Raw genomic sequence first — 16114 nt, 5'->3', positions numbered from 1 at the left:
CTTGCCTGGACGGCAAACGCCGGGCGACAAACGGCCGTTTAGTCGGCCCAGGCGGTCAAATCCGGCGACCGGTGAAGTTGCGGCCGCCCTGCTGGAAGCGCAGGCTCTGGCCGTCGAAACTGAGCTCGGCATCGACGTCGCGCGCGAAGAAGCGGGTTTCGCTCAGCGGGAAGATTTCGAGCCGGCGCTGGCCGGTCGGCTGCACGAAGTAGCGGCTGCCCTCGCGCCTCACCTCGAACACCATGCCGGGCTGGATCTCGTAGCGGCCGGCGTGCGCGTCAAAAGCGGCGTCGGCGATCTTCGCCACGATCCGCGGCGGCGGCGCCGCGCCGCTGCGCAGGTGATCCAGCGCCCTGCCGTCCTGGTGGTAGGTCACGCCCGTGACCTTGCCACCGCCATCGCGCTGGAACACCAACCAGTCCACCGTATCCGGCACGAAGAATGCGTCGGCCGACATGGCTTTCAAGACCAGCGGCCCGCGGCCGGTGCGCAGCAAGGACAGGAACTCGCCGTCGCGGCGGAATACCCGCTGCGTATCCTTGTCGAGGCTGTACACGCCCGCCACCGCGTCCAAGGCCGCGGGGTCAACAGGTGCTCGATGGTGATTTTCTTGCCCTGGGTCGGGTAGTCCGGCAGGTACTTGCCGATCTCGTCCTCGACCGAGAGCTTGCCTTCGTCCGCCAGCAGCAGGATGGCGGTGGCGGTGAACTGCTTGGTCATCGAACCGATGCGCATGGCCATCTCGGGCGCCATGTTCACGCCTTTGACGGTGTCGGCCATGCCGTAGGCGCGGCGCAGGACGGTCTGGCCGTCCTTCACGACCAGGACGATGCCGCCGGGTGCATCGAGAGGGAAATAGGGAGCGACGGTGGCGTGCAGGCGGAAGGACAGGTCCTCGAGGGCGCGCTTGGTGAGCGGCTTGCCCGGGCTTGGATCGGCGGCGACAGCGGCAAGCGGCTGGCACAGGAGCAGCGCGGCGGCGCAAAGCGCGGTACGGATGAACATGGTCGGCATTCCTTGTTGTTGTGGAGTGCCGTGACTGTACGTACGATGCCGGGCCTGCCGCAATCGGCAACCGATTAGTGGTCGTTCGGATGGGTCGAGTGGTGGCTATGCGGGGGCGAACGGGAGCGCCCCGGCAGGCTTCAAGGCAGGCGGGCGGCGAGCAACAGCCAGATCACGCTCATCACGAGGATGCCGGTGACGGTGACGCAGGTACCAGTGAAGAACAGGGCCGACAACACCGTGGCCGACAGCACGCGCTCGAACAGGAAGCCGAGTGCGAAGTCGAAGGTGGCCAGCACCGACCAGCGCCGCATGTAGACCGGCAGGTAGCGGCTCATGCGCCGGTTGTGCTCGCGCGCGGCGTGCCGCTCATACAGGTTGCGCGCCCTGCTGACGTCGCGGAACAGCCAGTCGAAGAACAGGAAGCGGTACAGGGTGCGGCCGAAGCAATCTTCCTGCGGCGCGGGGCTGTCGTCGTCTTGTGGTGGAGAACTGGCCATGGTCGGCTCGGCGCTGGTAGTTCGGGGAATGAATCATCCTAAGTTGGAAACGGCCAGCCATCAGTGCGCCATGCAACCTTGCGTCGCCCGCTCCCGCGCTGCGGCTTTTGCGCAACGGCCGCGGCATGCGTGCGCCCTTCCTGAACACCCGGCCTATACTGGTTCGGCTACATCTTCGGGAGCGCATCATGCACCTCATCAGGCTGCTGTGCCCGGTCCTGCTTGCCCTGCCCCTGGCGTCGGCGGCCGAACCGGTTCGTGTGACGACCCACATGACCGGACAAATGGATCCCAACCCCTTTATTCTCGGACAACTCGGGTTCGGTGACTACTATCAGCACCCGGGTGGGCTCCTGCCGTACGCGCTGACGGTCAACAGCATCATCGATTCGGATGCCCGCGGCGTGTCGTGCGACGAGGTCCGGTGCGAAGATTTTTCAGCAGACATTTCCTATACGTTCACGATCGATGGCAAGACCGTCAGCTTCACTGCTCGCGACGGCGTCGCCGAGATCCGGGCGAGCAGCTCCTCGTTTCAACACAATATCGCCTACCTGACTGAAGAGCTGCCGGTCACCGCCGGGAACTATTACATCGCGATCGATACTTTGCTGATGGGGCCGGACAATAGCCTGGTCGCGGATCCGCTGGCCCCGCAAGAGGCTGGCGGAACGTCGGCATTCCGCGGCATCGTGGGCTTGTCGGCGTTGCCGGTCGACCCCGACAATCCAAGTTACTGGACCATGGGCGGCATGAGCGAGACCGCGCGCTTGCAAGTCGTCAGCGTGGTACCCGAGCCGGCCGGCATGGGCATGCTGACGTCCGGATTGGCCTTGCTGGCATTGGCGGGGCGGCGCAGGTGGATGGTCAAGCTGCCCGTCAGACGCCTCTTGCAATAAAAAAGGCAGCCCTGAGGCTGCCTTTTTTGTTCCGCTGGAGCGGATGCTTAGCGTCCTTTCGAACGCAGCTTCTGGATCGCCGCCAGCTGCGCGATCGCCGCGGCCATTTCGGCCTGGGCTTTCGCGTAGTCGATCTTCGATTCCTTGTTCAGCATCAGCTCTTCGGCCTGCTTCTTTGCTTCCAGTGCCTTCGCTTCGTCCAGGTCGCCACCGCGGATCGCGGTGTCGGCCAGCACGGTCACGCCGTTCGGCTGCACTTCGAGGATACCGCCTGCGACGAAGACGAACTCTTCGCCGCCGCCGGCTACCTGGATTCGTACAGCACCTGGCCTGATGCGCGTGATCAGCGGGGTGTGCTTCGGGTAGATACCCAGCTCACCCGCTTCACCCGGCAGCGCGACGAATTCGGCCTGGCCGGAGAAGATCTGCTCTTCGGCCGAGACCACGTCCACTTGAATCGTGTTTGCCATGTCTGTCCTTCAGGTGAAGAAATTGGCTTAGGCAGCCAGTTTCTTGGCTTTCTCGATGGCTTCCTCGATGGTGCCGACCATGTAGAAGGCCTGCTCCGGCAGGTGGTCCAGTTCGCCCGATGCGATCATCTTGAAGCCCTTGATCGTGTCTTTCAGCGAAACGTACTTGCCCGGCGAGCCGGTGAACACTTCAGCGACGTGGAAAGGCTGCGACAGGAAACGCTGCATCTTACGTGCACGAGCGACGACCAGCTTGTCTTCCGGCGCCAGTTCGTCCATGCCCAGAATCGCGATGATGTCACGCAGTTCCTTGTAGCGCTGCAGGGTGCCCTGCACGGCGCGCGCGGTGGCGTAGTGCTCTTCACCGACGACCAGCGGGTCCAGCTGGCGCGAGGTCGAGTCCAGCGGATCGACTGCCGGGTAGATACCCAGCGAAGCGATGTCACGCGACAGAACGACGGTCGAGTCCAGGTGGGCGAAGGTGGTTGCCGGCGACGGGTCGGTCAAGTCATCCGCAGGGACGTACACGGCCTGGATCGAGGTGATCGAGCCGGTCTTGGTCGAGGTAATACGCTCTTGCAGGCGGCCCATTTCTTCGGCCAGGGTCGGCTGGTAACCCACCGCCGACGGCATACGGCCCAGCAGTGCCGACACTTCGGTACCGGCCAGGGTGTAACGGTAGATGTTGTCGACGAAGAACAGAACGTCCTTGCCTTCGTCACGGAAGGCTTCCGCCATGGTCAGGCCGGTCAGCGCGACGCGCAGACGGTTGCCCGGCGGTTCGTTCATCTGACCGTAGACCATCGCCACTTTCGAGTTGGTCGGGTTTTCCAGGTCGACGACCTTGGCGTCCGCCATCTCGTGGTAGAAGTCGTTACCTTCACGGGTACGCTCACCCACGCCGGCGAACACGGACAGACCCGAGTGCGCTTTTGCGATGTTGTTGATCAGTTCCATCATGTTGACGGTCTTGCCGACGCCGGCGCCGCCGAACAGGCCGACTTTACCGCCTTTGGCGAACGGGCAGACCAGGTCAATCACCTTGATGCCGGTTTCCAGCAGGTCGGTCGACGGCGACAGTTCGTCGTAGGCCGGCGCATCGCGGTGGATCGATGCCATGCGCTCGTGGCTGACCGGACCGCATTCGTCGATCGGGTTGCCCAGCACGTCCATGATGCGGCCCAGGGTCGGGGTGCCGACCGGGACCATGATCGGGTTGCCGGTGTTCTGGATGATCATGCCGCGACGCAGGCCTTCCGAGCTGCCCAGTGCAATGGTACGGACCACGCCGTCGCCCAGCTGCTGCTGGACTTCCAGGGTCAGTTCCGAACCTTCCATTTTCAGTGCGTCGTACACTTTCGGCATGGCGTTACGCGGGAATTCCACGTCGACCACTGCGCCGATACACTGAACGATTTTGCCATCAGCCATTTTCGTTCCTTCAGATATAGTTAAATTCTTTTACTTGATCGTTTAAACGGCTGCTGCGCCGGACACGATCTCGGAGAGTTCTTTGGTAATCGCAGCCTGACGGGTCTTGTTATAGACCAGCTTCAGGTCGTTGATGACACTGCCGGCGTTATCGCTCGCGGCCTTCATCGCGACCATGCGTGCCGATTGCTCGGACGCCAGGTTTTCCGCCACGGCCTGGTACACCAGCGCTTCCACGTAACGCACCAGCAGCTCGTCGATGACGACTTGCGCTTCCGGTTCGTAGATGTAGTCCCAGCTGATCCCGCCGGCGTCCTTTTCCAGGTGCTTCGCCGGCAGCGGCAGCAGCTGCTCGACCATCGGTTCCTGTTTCATCGTGTTGATGAACTTGGTGTAGCACAGGTAGACAGCGTCGAGCTTGCCTTCCTGGTACGCGTCCAGCATCACTTTGACCGGGCCGATCAGCTTGTCCAGGTGCGGCGTATCGCCGAGCTGGGTCGCTTGCGAAACAACTTTCATGCCCATGCGGTTCAGGAAGCCCAGGCCCTTGTTGCCGATGGCAACCGCCTCGACGGTGTTACCTGCCTGCTCCATCTCGCGCGCTTTCTGGGTCACCTGGCGCAGCACGTTGGTGTTCATGCCGCCGCACAGACCCTTGTCGGTCGTGACGACGATGAAACCCACGGCCTTCGCCTGCACGTGCTTGGCTTGCGCCATGAACGGGTGCGTGTACTCCGGGTTTGCGCCGGCCAGATTGGCGGTGATGGTACGAACCTTGTCACTGTAGGGACGGGCGGCGCGCATGCGATCCTGCGCCTTGCGCATTTTCGATGCGGCGACCATTTCCATCGCCTTGGTGATCTTCTTCGTATTCTCTACGCTCTTGATCTTGCCACGAATCTCTTTGCCTACTGCCATGAGTCCTTACTCCTTCCGCGCACCGGCGCCGTGCTCACACGACGCCGGCTTGACGATTAATATGCGCCGGATTTCTTGAAATCAGCAATGGCGGCGGCCAGCGCAGCTTCGCCGTCCTTGTCCAGTTGCTTGGTTTCGTCGATCTTCGACAGCAGGGCAGCGTGGCTCGACTTCAGGAAGTTGTGCAGACCGTGCTCGAACGGGAGCACTTTCTTGACTTCGATGTCGTCCAGGTAGCCTTTGTTGACGGCGAACAGCGATGCGGCCATCAGCGAGGTCGACAGCGGCGAGAACTGCGGCTGCTTCAGCAGTTCGGTCACGCGTGCGCCGCGGTCCAGCTGCTTGCGGGTCGACTCGTCCAGGTCCGATGCGAACTGCGCGAACGCAGCCAGTTCACGGTACTGCGCCAGGTCGGTACGGATACCGCCCGACAGGCCCTTGATGACCTTGGTCTGGGCTGCGCCACCGACGCGGGAAACCGAGATACCTGCGTTGATCGCAGGACGGATACCGGCGTTGAACAGCGAGGTCTCCAGGAAGATCTGGCCGTCGGTAATCGAAATCACGTTGGTCGGCACGAATGCCGAGACGTCGCCTGCCTGGGTTTCGATGATCGGCAGTGCGGTCAGCGAACCGGTCTTGCCGGTGACGGCGCCGTTGGTGAACTTCTCGACGTAGTCGGCGTTCACGCGTGCTGCGCGCTCGAGCAGACGGCTGTGCAGGTAGAACACGTCGCCCGGGTAGGCTTCACGGCCCGGCGGACGGCGCAGCAGCAGCGAGATCTGGCGGTAAGCCACAGCCTGCTTCGACAGGTCGTCGTACACGATCAGCGCGTCTTCGCCGCGGTCGCGGAAGTATTCGCCCATGGCGCAGCCCGAGTAGGCCGAAATGTACTGCATCGCAGCCGATTCCGAAGCGGAGGCGGCGACAACGATGGTGTACTCCATCGCGCCGTGCTGTTCCAGCGAGCGGACGATGTTCTTGATGGTCGATGCCTTCTGGCCGATTGCGACGTACACGCAGGTGACGCCCTGGCCCTTCTGGTTGATGATCGCGTCGACTGCGACAGCCGATTTACCGGTCTGGCGGTCGCCAATGATCAGCTCACGCTGGCCACGGCCGATCGGCACCATCGCGTCGATCGACTTGATGCCGGTCTGCATCGGCTGCGAGACGGATTCACGGGCGATGACGCCCGGAGCGATCTTTTCGATCGGTGCGGTCAGGGCGGTATTGATCGGACCCTTGCCGTCGATCGGCTGGCCCAGTGCGTTGACCACGCGGCCACGCAGTTCCGGACCGATCGGCACTTCCAGGATGCGGCCGGTGGTCTTGACGGTGTCGCCTTCCGAGATGTGCTCGTAGGCGCCCAGGATGACGGCGCCGACGGAGTCGCGCTCGAGGTTCATCGCCAGGCCGAAGGTGTTGCCAGGGAATTCCAGCATCTCGCCCTGCATCACGTCCGACAGACCATGGATGCGGCAGATACCGTCGGCGACGGAGATCACCGTGCCTTGATTGCGAACTTCAGCCGAACCTTCCAGACCCTGGATGCGGCTCTTGATCAGTTCGCTGATTTCAGAAGAATTAAGTTGCATGAGTGCTAACTCCAAATGTTTTTGATGCGTAGGGCAAGGGCGCTAGGGCCGGCGCGTGCTGCTAGATATCGATCGATTACGACACCAGCGCAACATGCATCTGTTGCAGCTTGGCGCGTACCGAGGTATCGAGCACTTCGTCGCCGACGACCACGCGCACACCACCGATCAGCGAAGGATCCACGGTCACCGACGGGTTCAGCTTGCGGCCAAATTTCTTTTCCAGCGTTGCGACCAGCTGGGCCAGCTGGTCACCCGAGATCTCGAAGGCGCTGACGATGTCCGCATCGGCGGCGCCTTCGTTGGCGTTCTTCAGTGCCGCGAACTGGGCGGCGATTTCGGGCAGCAAGGTGACGCGGCCGTTTTCGGCCAGCATCGCGATAAAGTTCTTCGCTTCAGCGTTCAGCGGCGACTTGACCATAGACGCAATCGTGTCGGCCAGCTGAGCGGCGGTGACCTTCGGGTTGGCGGCGAAAGCCTGTACGTCCGGGTTGGCGCCGATCTGGCCCAGCTCGGAAGTAACGGCCGACCAGGCGGCCATGTCGCCGGACTGGGCGACACGGAACAGCGCTTCGGCGTAAGGGCGGGCGACGGTTGCGAGTTCAGCCATGATCAGAGCTCGGTCGACAGTTTCGACAGCAGGTCGGCGTGGACCGCTGGGTTCACTTCACGCTTCAGGATCTGCTCGGCGCCTTGCACTGCCAGTGCGGCCACCTGGCCACGCAGTTCTTCGCGGGCACGGGTCACTTGCTGCTCGGCGTCGGCCTGGGCGGCAGCGACGATACGGGCGGCTTCTTCGGCAGCGGTTGCCTTGGCGGCGTCGATGATCTGGGCGGCACGCTTTTCAGCGTCGGCGATGCGCTTCTGGACTTCGTCACGGGCGCCGGCCATTTCTGCCTGCACACGCTTTTCGGCAGCGGCCAGGTCGGCCTTGCCACGGTCGGCGGCGGCCAGGCCATTCGCGATCCTCTCGGCGCGCTCGTCGAGCGCTTTCATCAGTGGCGGCCACACGAATTTCATCGTGAAGCCCGCCAGGATGAAGAAGACCACGAACTGGACAAACAAAGTTGCGTTCAAGTTCACGGTAAATTCCTTCTCACAAAAACGGATGCCGAACCAGGGACGGTTCGGCTCTTCAGATCAAGTCGTGCTTGATTAGCTGAACGGACGTGCGAAGACGAACAGCATGGCGATACCGACGCCGATCAGGAATGCCGCGTCGATCAGACCAGCCAGCAGGAACATCTTGGTCTGCAGGGTGTTCATCAGTTCTGGCTGACGTGCAGAAGCTTCCAGGTATTTACCGCCCATGATTGCGATACCGATGCAAGCACCGATAGCGCCGAGGCCGATGATCAAACCGCAAGCCAGTGCAACAAAAGAAAGGTCAGTCATGTGTAACTCCAAAAGTTAATTTAAAAACTAGATTAAAAACTACAACTTCTTTACAACCACTATCTGTTCGATGCTTGCGGCGCCGATCAGTGGCCTTCATGGGCCTGACCGATATACACCAGCGTCAGCATCATGAAGATGAATGCCTGCAGGAACACGATCAGGATGTGGAAGATCGCCCAGATCGAACCCGCGATGATGTGACCAACCACACCAAATGCGGTGGCCATGGAGCCGAGCAGAGCAATCAAGAGGAACAGCAGCTCACCGGCGTACATGTTGCCGAACAGTCGCATACCGAGCGACACGGTTTTTGCTGCGTATTCGATGATGTTCAGGAGCAGGTTGAACGGCGCCATCCAGATGCCGAACGGTGCTGCGAACAGTTCGTGGATCCAGCCGCCCAGGCCCTTGATCTTGACGCTGTAGTACAGCATCAGCGCCAGCACGCCGAGGGAGATGCCCAGGGTGCCGTTCAGGTCGGCGGTCGGAACGACGCGGTGGTACGGGAAAACGTGGCCCAGGCCCACCAGTTCGAAGCCTTTGGCGAACATATCCACAGGCAGGAAGTCCAGCGAGTTCATCAGGGCGACCCAGACGAACACGGTCAGTGCCAGCGGCGCGATGAAGCTGCGGTCGCCGTGCACGATCGACTTCGACTGGTCTTCGACCATCTCGACCAGCATCTCGACGGCGGCCTGGAAGCGGCCCGGCACGCCCGAGGTGGCCTTGCGTGCCGCCATCCACATCACCAGGCAGCCGACGACGCCCATGGCGATCGACCAGAAGATGGTGTCGTAGTTGAAGACACTGAAGTCCACCACGAAATCCTGGTGCTTGTTCGACAAGTGGCCCAGGTGGTGGGTGATGTATTCTGATGGGGTGGGCGCGTGTGCTACGCCGTCTGCGGTTGGAGTCGCCATTGTCAGTGCCTAAATAATAAGATGATGTAACTCTTCAGCGCCACGATGAAGCCGCCTATCAGGGCGAACCAGTTCAGATCGTGGTACAGCTTCGCGACCGCGAACAGAAGCGCGACCGTCAGTGCAATCTTTACAAATTCCCAGATGAAGAATGCTGCAGGACTGGCGCCACCGGCCCGATGGGCGTTGGCGAACAGCCGTACTGCCATGATCCCGTTGGGCACAACACAACACAAACCGCCCAGTACTGCCGAAAACATCGCAGACCATCCCCCCAGTAGAGCGGCGATCACGCCTGCGACTACTGTTGCAATCAATTGCAGGGAGACGATGCGCAACATTGTTGTTCTGGTTTCTCGCCGCGCTTCGGACAGTTACGATGTGGTAATTACATGAATCAGCGGGATTATAAGTGGTTATACGGACGCGAGTCAAACGATTCCGCGCTTATAACTCCGGCGTAAAGATGTGACGGGAGCAACATCGGGGATGCTGTTTTCTCCATATTTTCAGTCACTTAACGAAGGAGTCCCTGCTGACTCCCGTAGGGTGGGCGGGTCCCCCGCCCACGCGTTCAAACAGTCTGTGCGTTGAGCGAACGTGGCATGCATACGTCAGTTCCACATCCCCGCGCCAAGACACAATTTCAGGCGCGCAGGCGCGCCAGCACGCCGTCCAGGATGTCGAGGTCGGCGAAGTCGATGATCAACTGCCCCTTGCCTTTCGCGCCCATCTTGAACATCACCGGGGTGGCGAGCTTGTCCGACAGTTCCTCTTCCAGGCGCACGATGTCGCCAGGCTTGTCCTTGGCACGCGCCGGTGTCGCCGGGCTCGACTGCTCCTCGAGGGCGCGCGCCACCAGCTTCTCGGTCTCGCGTACCGACAGGCGCTTGGCGATCACCTGGTTGGCCAGCGTGATCTGGTGGGCGCTCTCGACCGCCAGCAGGGCGCGGGCATGGCCCATGTCGATGTCGCCGGCCATCAGCATGGTCTGGACCGGCTGAGCCAGGTTGATCAGGCGCAGCAGGTTCGACACGGCGCTGCGCGAACGGCCGACGCTTGCCGCCGCCTGCTCGTGGGTGAACTGAAAGTCGTTGATCAGGCGCTGGATGCCCTGCGCTTCTTCGAGCGGGTTCAGGTCTTCGCGCTGGATGTTCTCGATCAGGGCCATGGCCGCGGCCGACTGGTCGTCCACTTCGCGCACCAGCACCGGGATCTCTTCCAGGCCGGCCATCTGGGCGGCGCGGAAGCGGCGCTCGCCGGCGATGATCTCGTACGGGACGGCGGCCCCCTCCCCCAGCGGACGTACCAGCACCGGCTGCATAATGCCCTGGGTCTTGATCGAGGCGGCCAGCTCGCTGAGCGAGGTTTCGTCCATGCGGGTACGCGGCTGGTACTTGCCGGCCTGGACCTGGGTGATCGGCAGCGACGAGGGCGCTTTCACCGGGGCCGGCTGGCTGTCGCCGCCGAGCAGTGCGTCGAGGCCGCGTCCGAGGCCTTTGAGTTTTTTGGTTGCCATATCTGTGTCAGCTTTCGGTGCTTATATCTTAATCACATGCTCTTGATGCGCTCGACCATCTCGGCGCCGAAGGCGATGTACGCCTGCGCGCCTTTCGAGGACGGATCGAACACCACGCCCGGCATGCCATACGAAGGCGCCTCGGCCAGGCGCACGTTGCGCGGGATGATGGTCTTGAATACCTTGTCGCCGAAGTGCTGCTCGAGCTGGCTCGACACCTGCTGCGACAGCGTCATGCGCGGATCGAACATCACCCGCAACAGGCCGATGATGCGCAGGTCGGTGTTCAGGTTGGCGTGCACCTTCTTGATGGTGTTGACCAGGTCGGACAGGCCCTCGAGCGCGTAGTACTCGCACTGCATCGGGATGATCACCCCGTGCGCCGCGCACAGGCCGTTGAGCGTGAGCAGCGACAGCGCCGGCGGGCAGTCGACCAGGATGAAGTCGTAGTCCTTGTCCACCGCGGCCAGCGCCTCCTTCAGGCGGCGTTCGCGGTTCTCGAGCGCCACCATCTCGACTTCGGCGCCCGCCAGCTCGCGGTTGGCCGGCAGCACGTCGAAGCGCCCCGACTCGGAGCGCTGGCGCGCCGCCGCCACGTCGAGCTCGCCCAGCAGCACCTGGTAGATCGAGCCTTCGAGCGAAGCCTTGTTGATGCCCGCCCCCATGGTGGCATTGCCCTGCGGGTCGAGGTCGACCAGCAGCACGCGCTGGTCCAGCTTGGCCAGGCCTGCCGACAGGTTCACGCTGGTGGTGGTCTTGCCGACCCCGCCCTTCTGGTTCGCTACGCAAAAAATCTTCGCCATCTATTCTTGTCCGTGGAAGCCAAGGTGGTATACCGTTCATATCGTAAAAACGATTTAAACGGTTCGTATTTTATAAACGATATAAACTATTTATACGGTTTATTCTGTTTATGCCGATCGCTCGACGAATATGAGGTGACGCTCCGCGCCCAGCCTCGGAACCTGCAGCGGCTGCAAACCGCTTATTTTCCATTGCGCCGGTATGCGCTCCTGCTCCTGCGCCGGCGCCGTGCCTTTCAGGGCGATGAATTTGCCGCCCTCGGCCAGCAGGTGCCCGGACCACTCCAGGAAGTCGCTCAGGTCGGCGAAAGCGCGGGACGTGATCACGTCGAATTTGTCGCTCACTTCCAGCTCCTGCACTTTCATGGTGTGCACGGTGACGTTGGCCAGGTCCAGCTCCGCTTTGACCTGCTTGAGGAAGGCGGTTTTCTTGTGGACCGTATCGATCATCGACAATTTCATGTCGGGACGACAGATGGCCAGCACCACGCCCGGCAATCCGCCCCCTGCCCCGACGTCCAGCACATTGCGTGCTCCGGCAAAGGCCGGCACCGCCGCGAGAGAGTCGAGCAGATGATGGGTCACCATCTGCATCGGGTCGCGCAACGACGTCAGGTTGTAGACGCTGTTCCACTTGTTCATCAGCGCCAGGTAGTCGAGCAGCTTGTCCTGCTGTGCCTGGGTTACGTCGAGATGCATCTCCTGGATGCCGTCGGCCAGCACCAGCGCCAGCGCGGCGCGATCAAAATATTTCATTCAGCCTGCTCCAGCGGCGCATTGGTAAAGCCCTTGGCGCCGCGCTTTTTCAGGTGCACCAGCAGCAGCGAGATCGCGGCCGGGGTGACGCCCGAGATGCGCGAGGCCTGGCCCAGGGTTTCCGGACGCTGCTTGTCGAGCTTCTGGCGCACCTCGAACGACAGGGCCTGGATCTCCAGGTAGTTCAGGTTGTCGGGCAGCTTGAGGTTCTCGTAATGGTCGTGACGCTCCACCTCGCGCGCCTGGCGGTCGATGTAGCCAGCGTACTTCAGCTGGATCTCGATCTGCTCCTTCACCGCCGGGTCTTCCACGCCGGGGCCGGCCAGGGGCTGGCCCTCGGCGCCCGTCATCGTCATCAGGGTGTCGTAGGCAACGCCCGGGCGGCGCAGCAGGTCGGCCAGGTTGTACTCGCGCTCGATCGCCTGCCCCACCACGCGCTCGGATTCGGCAGCGGCAAGGATGCGCGGATTGACCCAGGTCGAGCGCAGGCGCTCGAGTTCGCGGGCCACCGATTCGCGCTTGTGCTCGAAGGCGGCCCACTGGGCGTCGCCGACGATGCCGAGCTTGCGGCCGATCTCGGTCAGGCGCATGTCGGCATTGTCTTCGCGCAGCGACAGGCGGTATTCGGCGCGGCTGGTGAACATGCGGTAGGGTTCGGCCACGCCCTGGGTGGTGAGGTCGTCGACCAGCACGCCCAGATAGGCTTCCGAGCGGCCCGGGGTCCAGGCGTCCTTGCCCTGGGTCTGCAGCGCGGCGTTCAGGCCGGCCAGCAGGCCTTGCGCCGCCGCTTCTTCGTAACCGGTGGTGCCATTGATCTGGCCGGCGAAGAACAGGCCCTTGATCGCCTTGGTTTCCAGCGAGGCCTTCAGGCCGCGCGGATCGTAGTAGTCGTACTCGATCGCGTAGCCGGGGCGCAGGATGAAGGCGTTCTCCATGCCGCGCATCGAACGCACCAGTGCCAGCTGCACGTCGAACGGCAGGCTGGTCGAGATCCCGTTCGGGTAGAACTCGTTGGTGGTCAATCCTTCCGGCTCCAGGAAGATCTGGTGCGACGCTTTCGATGCGAAGCGGTGGATCTTGTCTTCGATCGAGGGGCAGTAACGCGGGCCCACGCCTTCGATCACGCCGGTGTACATCGGGCTGCGGTCCAGGCCGCCGCGGATGATGTCGTGGGTTTTCTCATTGGTGTGGGTAACCCAGCACGGCACCTGGCGCGGGTGCATGGCGGCGTTGCCCATGCTTGAAAACACCGGTACCGGATCGAGGTCGCCCGGCTGCTCGGACAGCACCGAGAAGTCGATGCTGCGGCCGTCGATGCGCGGCGGCGTGCCGGTCTTCAGGCGGCCTTGCGGCAGCTTGAGTTCCTTCAGGCGGCTCGACAGCGAGACCGCGGGCGGATCGCCGGCGCGGCCGCCCGAATAATTCTGCAGGCCGACGTGGATCTTCCCGTCCAGGAAGGTGCCGGCGGTGAGGACCACGGCGCGGGCGCGGAACTGCAGTCCGACCTGGGTGACGGCGCCCACCACGCGCTCGCCTTCCAGCATCAGGTCTTCCACGGCCTGCTGGAACAGCCACAGGTTCGGCTGGTTTTCCAGACGCGAGCGGATCGCCTGCTTGTACAGGAGGCGGTCGGCCTGGGCGCGGGTGGCACGTACGGCCGGGCCCTTGGACGAATTCAGGATACGGAACTGGATGCCCGACTCGTCGGTGGCGATCGCCATGGCGCCGCCGAGCGCATCGACTTCCTTGACCAGGTGGCCTTTGCCGATGCCACCAATCGATGGATTGCAGGACATGGCGCCGAGAGTTTCGATATTATGGGTCAGCAGCAGGGTCTTCTGACCGGTGCGTGCCGACGCGAGCGCAGCCTCGGTACCGGCATGGCCGCCGCCGACGACGATGACGTCGAATTCAGTTGGAAATAGCATGATGGAGAGTAAGGCGAGGAGTCTAATGCGCGATTATAGATTCTTTTTTCTTTCGGAAGCTTTTAGGGGGCTGAAAACGACAGATTTTGTTCCACGTGGAACATTTAACATCGAGCTCATCAGAACGTTCCACGTGAAACAAAAATAAAAAAGCCGGGCGAACCCGGCTGTGCTGTTTCACGTGGAACAATCACCAACCAATCTTGGTGAAGGCATCGTAGGCGGTCTTGAGGATCAATCCCGACACCACGACCAGGAACAGCTTGCGTACGAAACCACTGCCATGCTTCAGTGCCAGCCTGGTGCCGATCAGCGAACCGGCCACCTGGCATGCCGCCATCATCAAGCCGAGCTGCCACAGCAAGTGGCCGCTGTAGCCGAACCAGAGCAAGGCCGAGAAGTTACAGGCAACGTTGACGATCTTCGCCGCCGCCGAGGCGCTCAGGAAATCGAAACCGAAGAAGCGCACGAACAGGAAGATCAGGAAGCTGCCGGTGCCCGGGCCGAAGAAACCATCATAAAATCCGATCGCGGCGCCGATGCCGATCGCCCAGTAACGCTCAGCCAGACCGCTGTGCACCGGCGCATGCACCGATCCGAGGTCCTTTTTCTTGAAGGTGTACACCGCCACCGCTACCAGGATGATCGGCAGCAGCGTACGTACAAAATCGGCCGGCACCCGCGTGACCGTCCAGGCGCCGGCAAAGGACAGTGCGAAAGCCGCCAGTGCCGCCGGTGCGGCGGTGCTCCAGGCTACCCGCACGCGTCGCGCGTAATTCACGGCTGCGGCACTGGTGCCGAAGATGCTGGCGAACTTGTTCGTCCCCAACAGGGTCGCGGGAACCTCTTTCGGCAGAACAGAGAAAATCGCGGGAATCTGGATCAGGCCGCCGCCACCGACAACGGCATCGACCAGGCCGGCGGTGAAAGCCGCGACGCCGAGCCAAGCAAAATCAATCATGGGGAAAACGTGGGAGGAATGCAGAGGCTGCATTGTACGGCAGCCGCATCCTTCAGGCATTAAGCAGCCGGGAGAAGAGAAGCGTTTGCCCAGCTCGGGTTCACAGCGGATCCGCGCTCATTGTTGCGACGCAACAATGAGTACATGCCGGCACGCCGCTAGGATGGTCGCAAGAAGTCGAGCAGCAGTGCATTCAGGCGCTCGGTCGCCGACAGCTGCATCCAGTGCCCTGCCCCGCTCAGACGCTCATAGCGGAAACCGGCGCGGCAGTGGTGGAGCGAGTCTAGCATCTGCTTTTCGCCCAGCGCCGGGTCGCGGTCGCTCCAGACGCCCATCACCGGCACCTCGACCGGGCGCCAGTGATGCGGCCGGCCCAGCTTGAGGTTAGCGCGGTAGTAGTTCAGGGCCGCCGTCAGGCGCCCTTCCGGCTCCAGCGCCGCGCGCCAGATCGCCACCTGTTCCGGGCGGCGCGTCATCTGGCGCAGGAAGAACCAGTCGTTGGCGCGGATCGCATGTTCGGCCACCACCGGCATCAGGAAACCCAGGATGTACCAGAAGCGCATCTGCTGGGTGACGCCGGCGTGGGCGATCGCCGCCGGGTGCCCGGTGGACAGGGCGACGAAACGCTCGAAGCGCTGCGGGGCATTCATGCACAGCTGCCAGCCAACCAGCCCGCCCCAGTCGTGACCCACGAGCGAGGCCTTTTCCAGGCCGAGCCGGTCCATGAGACCGATGATGTCGGCGCACAGGAACTCGATCGCGTAGGCGCCGGTGGACGGTGGCGCATCGGTCTTGCCGTAGCCGCGCATGTCGGGCGCGATGACCCGAAACCCTTGTTTAGCCAGCACGGGGATCTGGAGACGCCAGATCGCATGGGTGTCCGGAAAGCCGTGCATCAGGATCACGGCCGGGCCTTCGCCCGCGCTGACGTAATGCATGCGCAGGCCGTGTACGTCGACGTAATGGGATTCCAGATTCATGTCCGCTCCACATGCAATGGGCTCGCGC

Annotated in this window: 19 protein-coding genes; 1 reads left to right on the top strand and 18 read right to left on the bottom strand. The window is 62.5% G+C overall.

Going from position 1 to position 16114, the window contains the following annotated elements:
• Positions 1 to 55 precede the first annotated feature (55 nt).
• The 3 genes from MasN3_RS01420 to MasN3_RS01410 all read right to left on the bottom strand — a co-directional run bounded on the left by MasN3_RS01420 (position 56) and on the right by MasN3_RS01410 (position 1505).
• Positions 56 to 457: a DUF3471 domain-containing protein gene (locus MasN3_RS01420; RefSeq protein ID WP_281911661.1), complete on the bottom strand. Its 402-nt coding sequence runs from the start codon at positions 455 to 457 to the stop codon at positions 56 to 58.
• Between the two features lie 5 nt (positions 458 to 462).
• Positions 463 to 1005, bottom strand: a complete 543-nt coding sequence (locus tag MasN3_RS01415; RefSeq protein ID WP_281911660.1) for a serine hydrolase domain-containing protein — start codon at positions 1003 to 1005, stop codon at positions 463 to 465.
• Between the two features lie 140 nt (positions 1006 to 1145).
• Positions 1146 to 1505 carry a hypothetical protein gene (locus tag MasN3_RS01410; RefSeq protein WP_281911659.1) on the bottom strand — a complete coding sequence of 120 codons (360 nt, stop codon included), beginning with the start codon at positions 1503 to 1505 and terminating at the stop codon, positions 1146 to 1148.
• A gap of 188 nt (positions 1506 to 1693) precedes the next feature.
• On the opposite strand from MasN3_RS01410, the gene MasN3_RS01405 reads away from it, so the two are divergent.
• Complete coding sequence (locus MasN3_RS01405) at positions 1694 to 2404, top strand: hypothetical protein (protein WP_281911658.1); 711 nt, start codon at positions 1694 to 1696, stop codon at positions 2402 to 2404.
• A 47-nt stretch (positions 2405 to 2451) separates the two neighbouring features.
• On the opposite strand, the gene MasN3_RS01400 is transcribed toward MasN3_RS01405, so the two are convergent.
• From MasN3_RS01400 to MasN3_RS01330, 15 genes are all read right to left on the bottom strand, one after another.
• Positions 2452 to 2874, bottom strand: coding sequence for a F0F1 ATP synthase subunit epsilon (locus MasN3_RS01400; protein WP_281911657.1), 423 nt, complete (start codon positions 2872 to 2874; stop codon positions 2452 to 2454).
• 27 nt (positions 2875 to 2901) lie between these two features.
• A complete protein-coding gene (gene atpD, locus MasN3_RS01395) occupies positions 2902 to 4305 on the bottom strand; it encodes a F0F1 ATP synthase subunit beta (RefSeq protein WP_027864640.1) in 1404 nt (467 codons plus the stop codon).
• Positions 4306 to 4347: 42 nt separating this feature from the next.
• Positions 4348 to 5223, bottom strand: coding sequence for a F0F1 ATP synthase subunit gamma (gene atpG / locus MasN3_RS01390; protein ID WP_281911653.1), 876 nt, complete (start codon positions 5221 to 5223; stop codon positions 4348 to 4350).
• Positions 5224 to 5279: 56 nt separating this feature from the next.
• Positions 5280 to 6821 carry a F0F1 ATP synthase subunit alpha gene (gene atpA, locus MasN3_RS01385; RefSeq protein ID WP_281911650.1) on the bottom strand — a complete coding sequence of 514 codons (1542 nt, stop codon included), beginning with the start codon at positions 6819 to 6821 and terminating at the stop codon, positions 5280 to 5282.
• 76 nt (positions 6822 to 6897) lie between these two features.
• Entirely contained in the window at positions 6898 to 7431 is a 534-nt protein-coding gene (locus MasN3_RS01380) for a F0F1 ATP synthase subunit delta (protein WP_281911648.1), read from the bottom strand.
• A gap of 2 nt (positions 7432 to 7433) precedes the next feature.
• Positions 7434 to 7904, bottom strand: a complete 471-nt coding sequence (locus MasN3_RS01375) for a F0F1 ATP synthase subunit B (RefSeq protein ID WP_281911647.1) — start codon at positions 7902 to 7904, stop codon at positions 7434 to 7436.
• 72 nt (positions 7905 to 7976) lie between these two features.
• Positions 7977 to 8216 (bottom strand): F0F1 ATP synthase subunit C, encoded by a 240-nt coding sequence (gene atpE / locus MasN3_RS01370; RefSeq protein ID WP_056340707.1) that lies wholly within the window; start codon positions 8214 to 8216, stop codon positions 7977 to 7979.
• A gap of 86 nt (positions 8217 to 8302) precedes the next feature.
• Positions 8303 to 9139: a F0F1 ATP synthase subunit A gene (gene atpB, locus MasN3_RS01365; protein ID WP_281911644.1), complete on the bottom strand. Its 837-nt coding sequence runs from the start codon at positions 9137 to 9139 to the stop codon at positions 8303 to 8305.
• A gap of 2 nt (positions 9140 to 9141) precedes the next feature.
• A complete protein-coding gene (locus tag MasN3_RS01360) occupies positions 9142 to 9480 on the bottom strand; it encodes an ATP synthase subunit I (RefSeq protein WP_209589396.1) in 339 nt (112 codons plus the stop codon).
• Positions 9481 to 9785: 305 nt separating this feature from the next.
• Positions 9786 to 10658: a ParB/RepB/Spo0J family partition protein gene (locus tag MasN3_RS01355; RefSeq protein ID WP_281911641.1), complete on the bottom strand. Its 873-nt coding sequence runs from the start codon at positions 10656 to 10658 to the stop codon at positions 9786 to 9788.
• Between the two features lie 32 nt (positions 10659 to 10690).
• Positions 10691 to 11461 (bottom strand): ParA family protein, encoded by a 771-nt coding sequence (locus MasN3_RS01350; protein ID WP_281911639.1) that lies wholly within the window; start codon positions 11459 to 11461, stop codon positions 10691 to 10693.
• 108 nt (positions 11462 to 11569) lie between these two features.
• On the bottom strand, positions 11570 to 12217 hold the full coding sequence (gene rsmG / locus MasN3_RS01345; RefSeq protein ID WP_281911637.1) for a 16S rRNA (guanine(527)-N(7))-methyltransferase RsmG: 648 nt from the start codon (positions 12215 to 12217) through the stop codon (positions 11570 to 11572).
• Positions 12214 to 14145, bottom strand: coding sequence for a tRNA uridine-5-carboxymethylaminomethyl(34) synthesis enzyme MnmG (gene mnmG / locus MasN3_RS01340; protein WP_281911634.1), 1932 nt, complete (start codon positions 14143 to 14145; stop codon positions 12214 to 12216). Before mnmG ends, rsmG begins: the two co-directional genes overlap by 4 nt.
• A gap of 190 nt (positions 14146 to 14335) precedes the next feature.
• Positions 14336 to 15106 (bottom strand): sulfite exporter TauE/SafE family protein, encoded by a 771-nt coding sequence (locus MasN3_RS01335; protein ID WP_036216830.1) that lies wholly within the window; start codon positions 15104 to 15106, stop codon positions 14336 to 14338.
• Between the two features lie 158 nt (positions 15107 to 15264).
• Positions 15265 to 16086, bottom strand: coding sequence for an alpha/beta fold hydrolase (locus tag MasN3_RS01330; protein WP_281911632.1), 822 nt, complete (start codon positions 16084 to 16086; stop codon positions 15265 to 15267).
• Positions 16087 to 16114: the final 28 nt, after the last annotated feature.

Source organism: Massilia varians, from assembly GCF_027923905.1.
Classification (GTDB): domain Bacteria; phylum Pseudomonadota; class Gammaproteobacteria; order Burkholderiales; family Burkholderiaceae_D; genus Telluria; species Telluria varians_B.
Note: the sequence above shows the minus strand (reverse complement) of the source record. Positions and strands in the feature narration are given on the sequence as shown.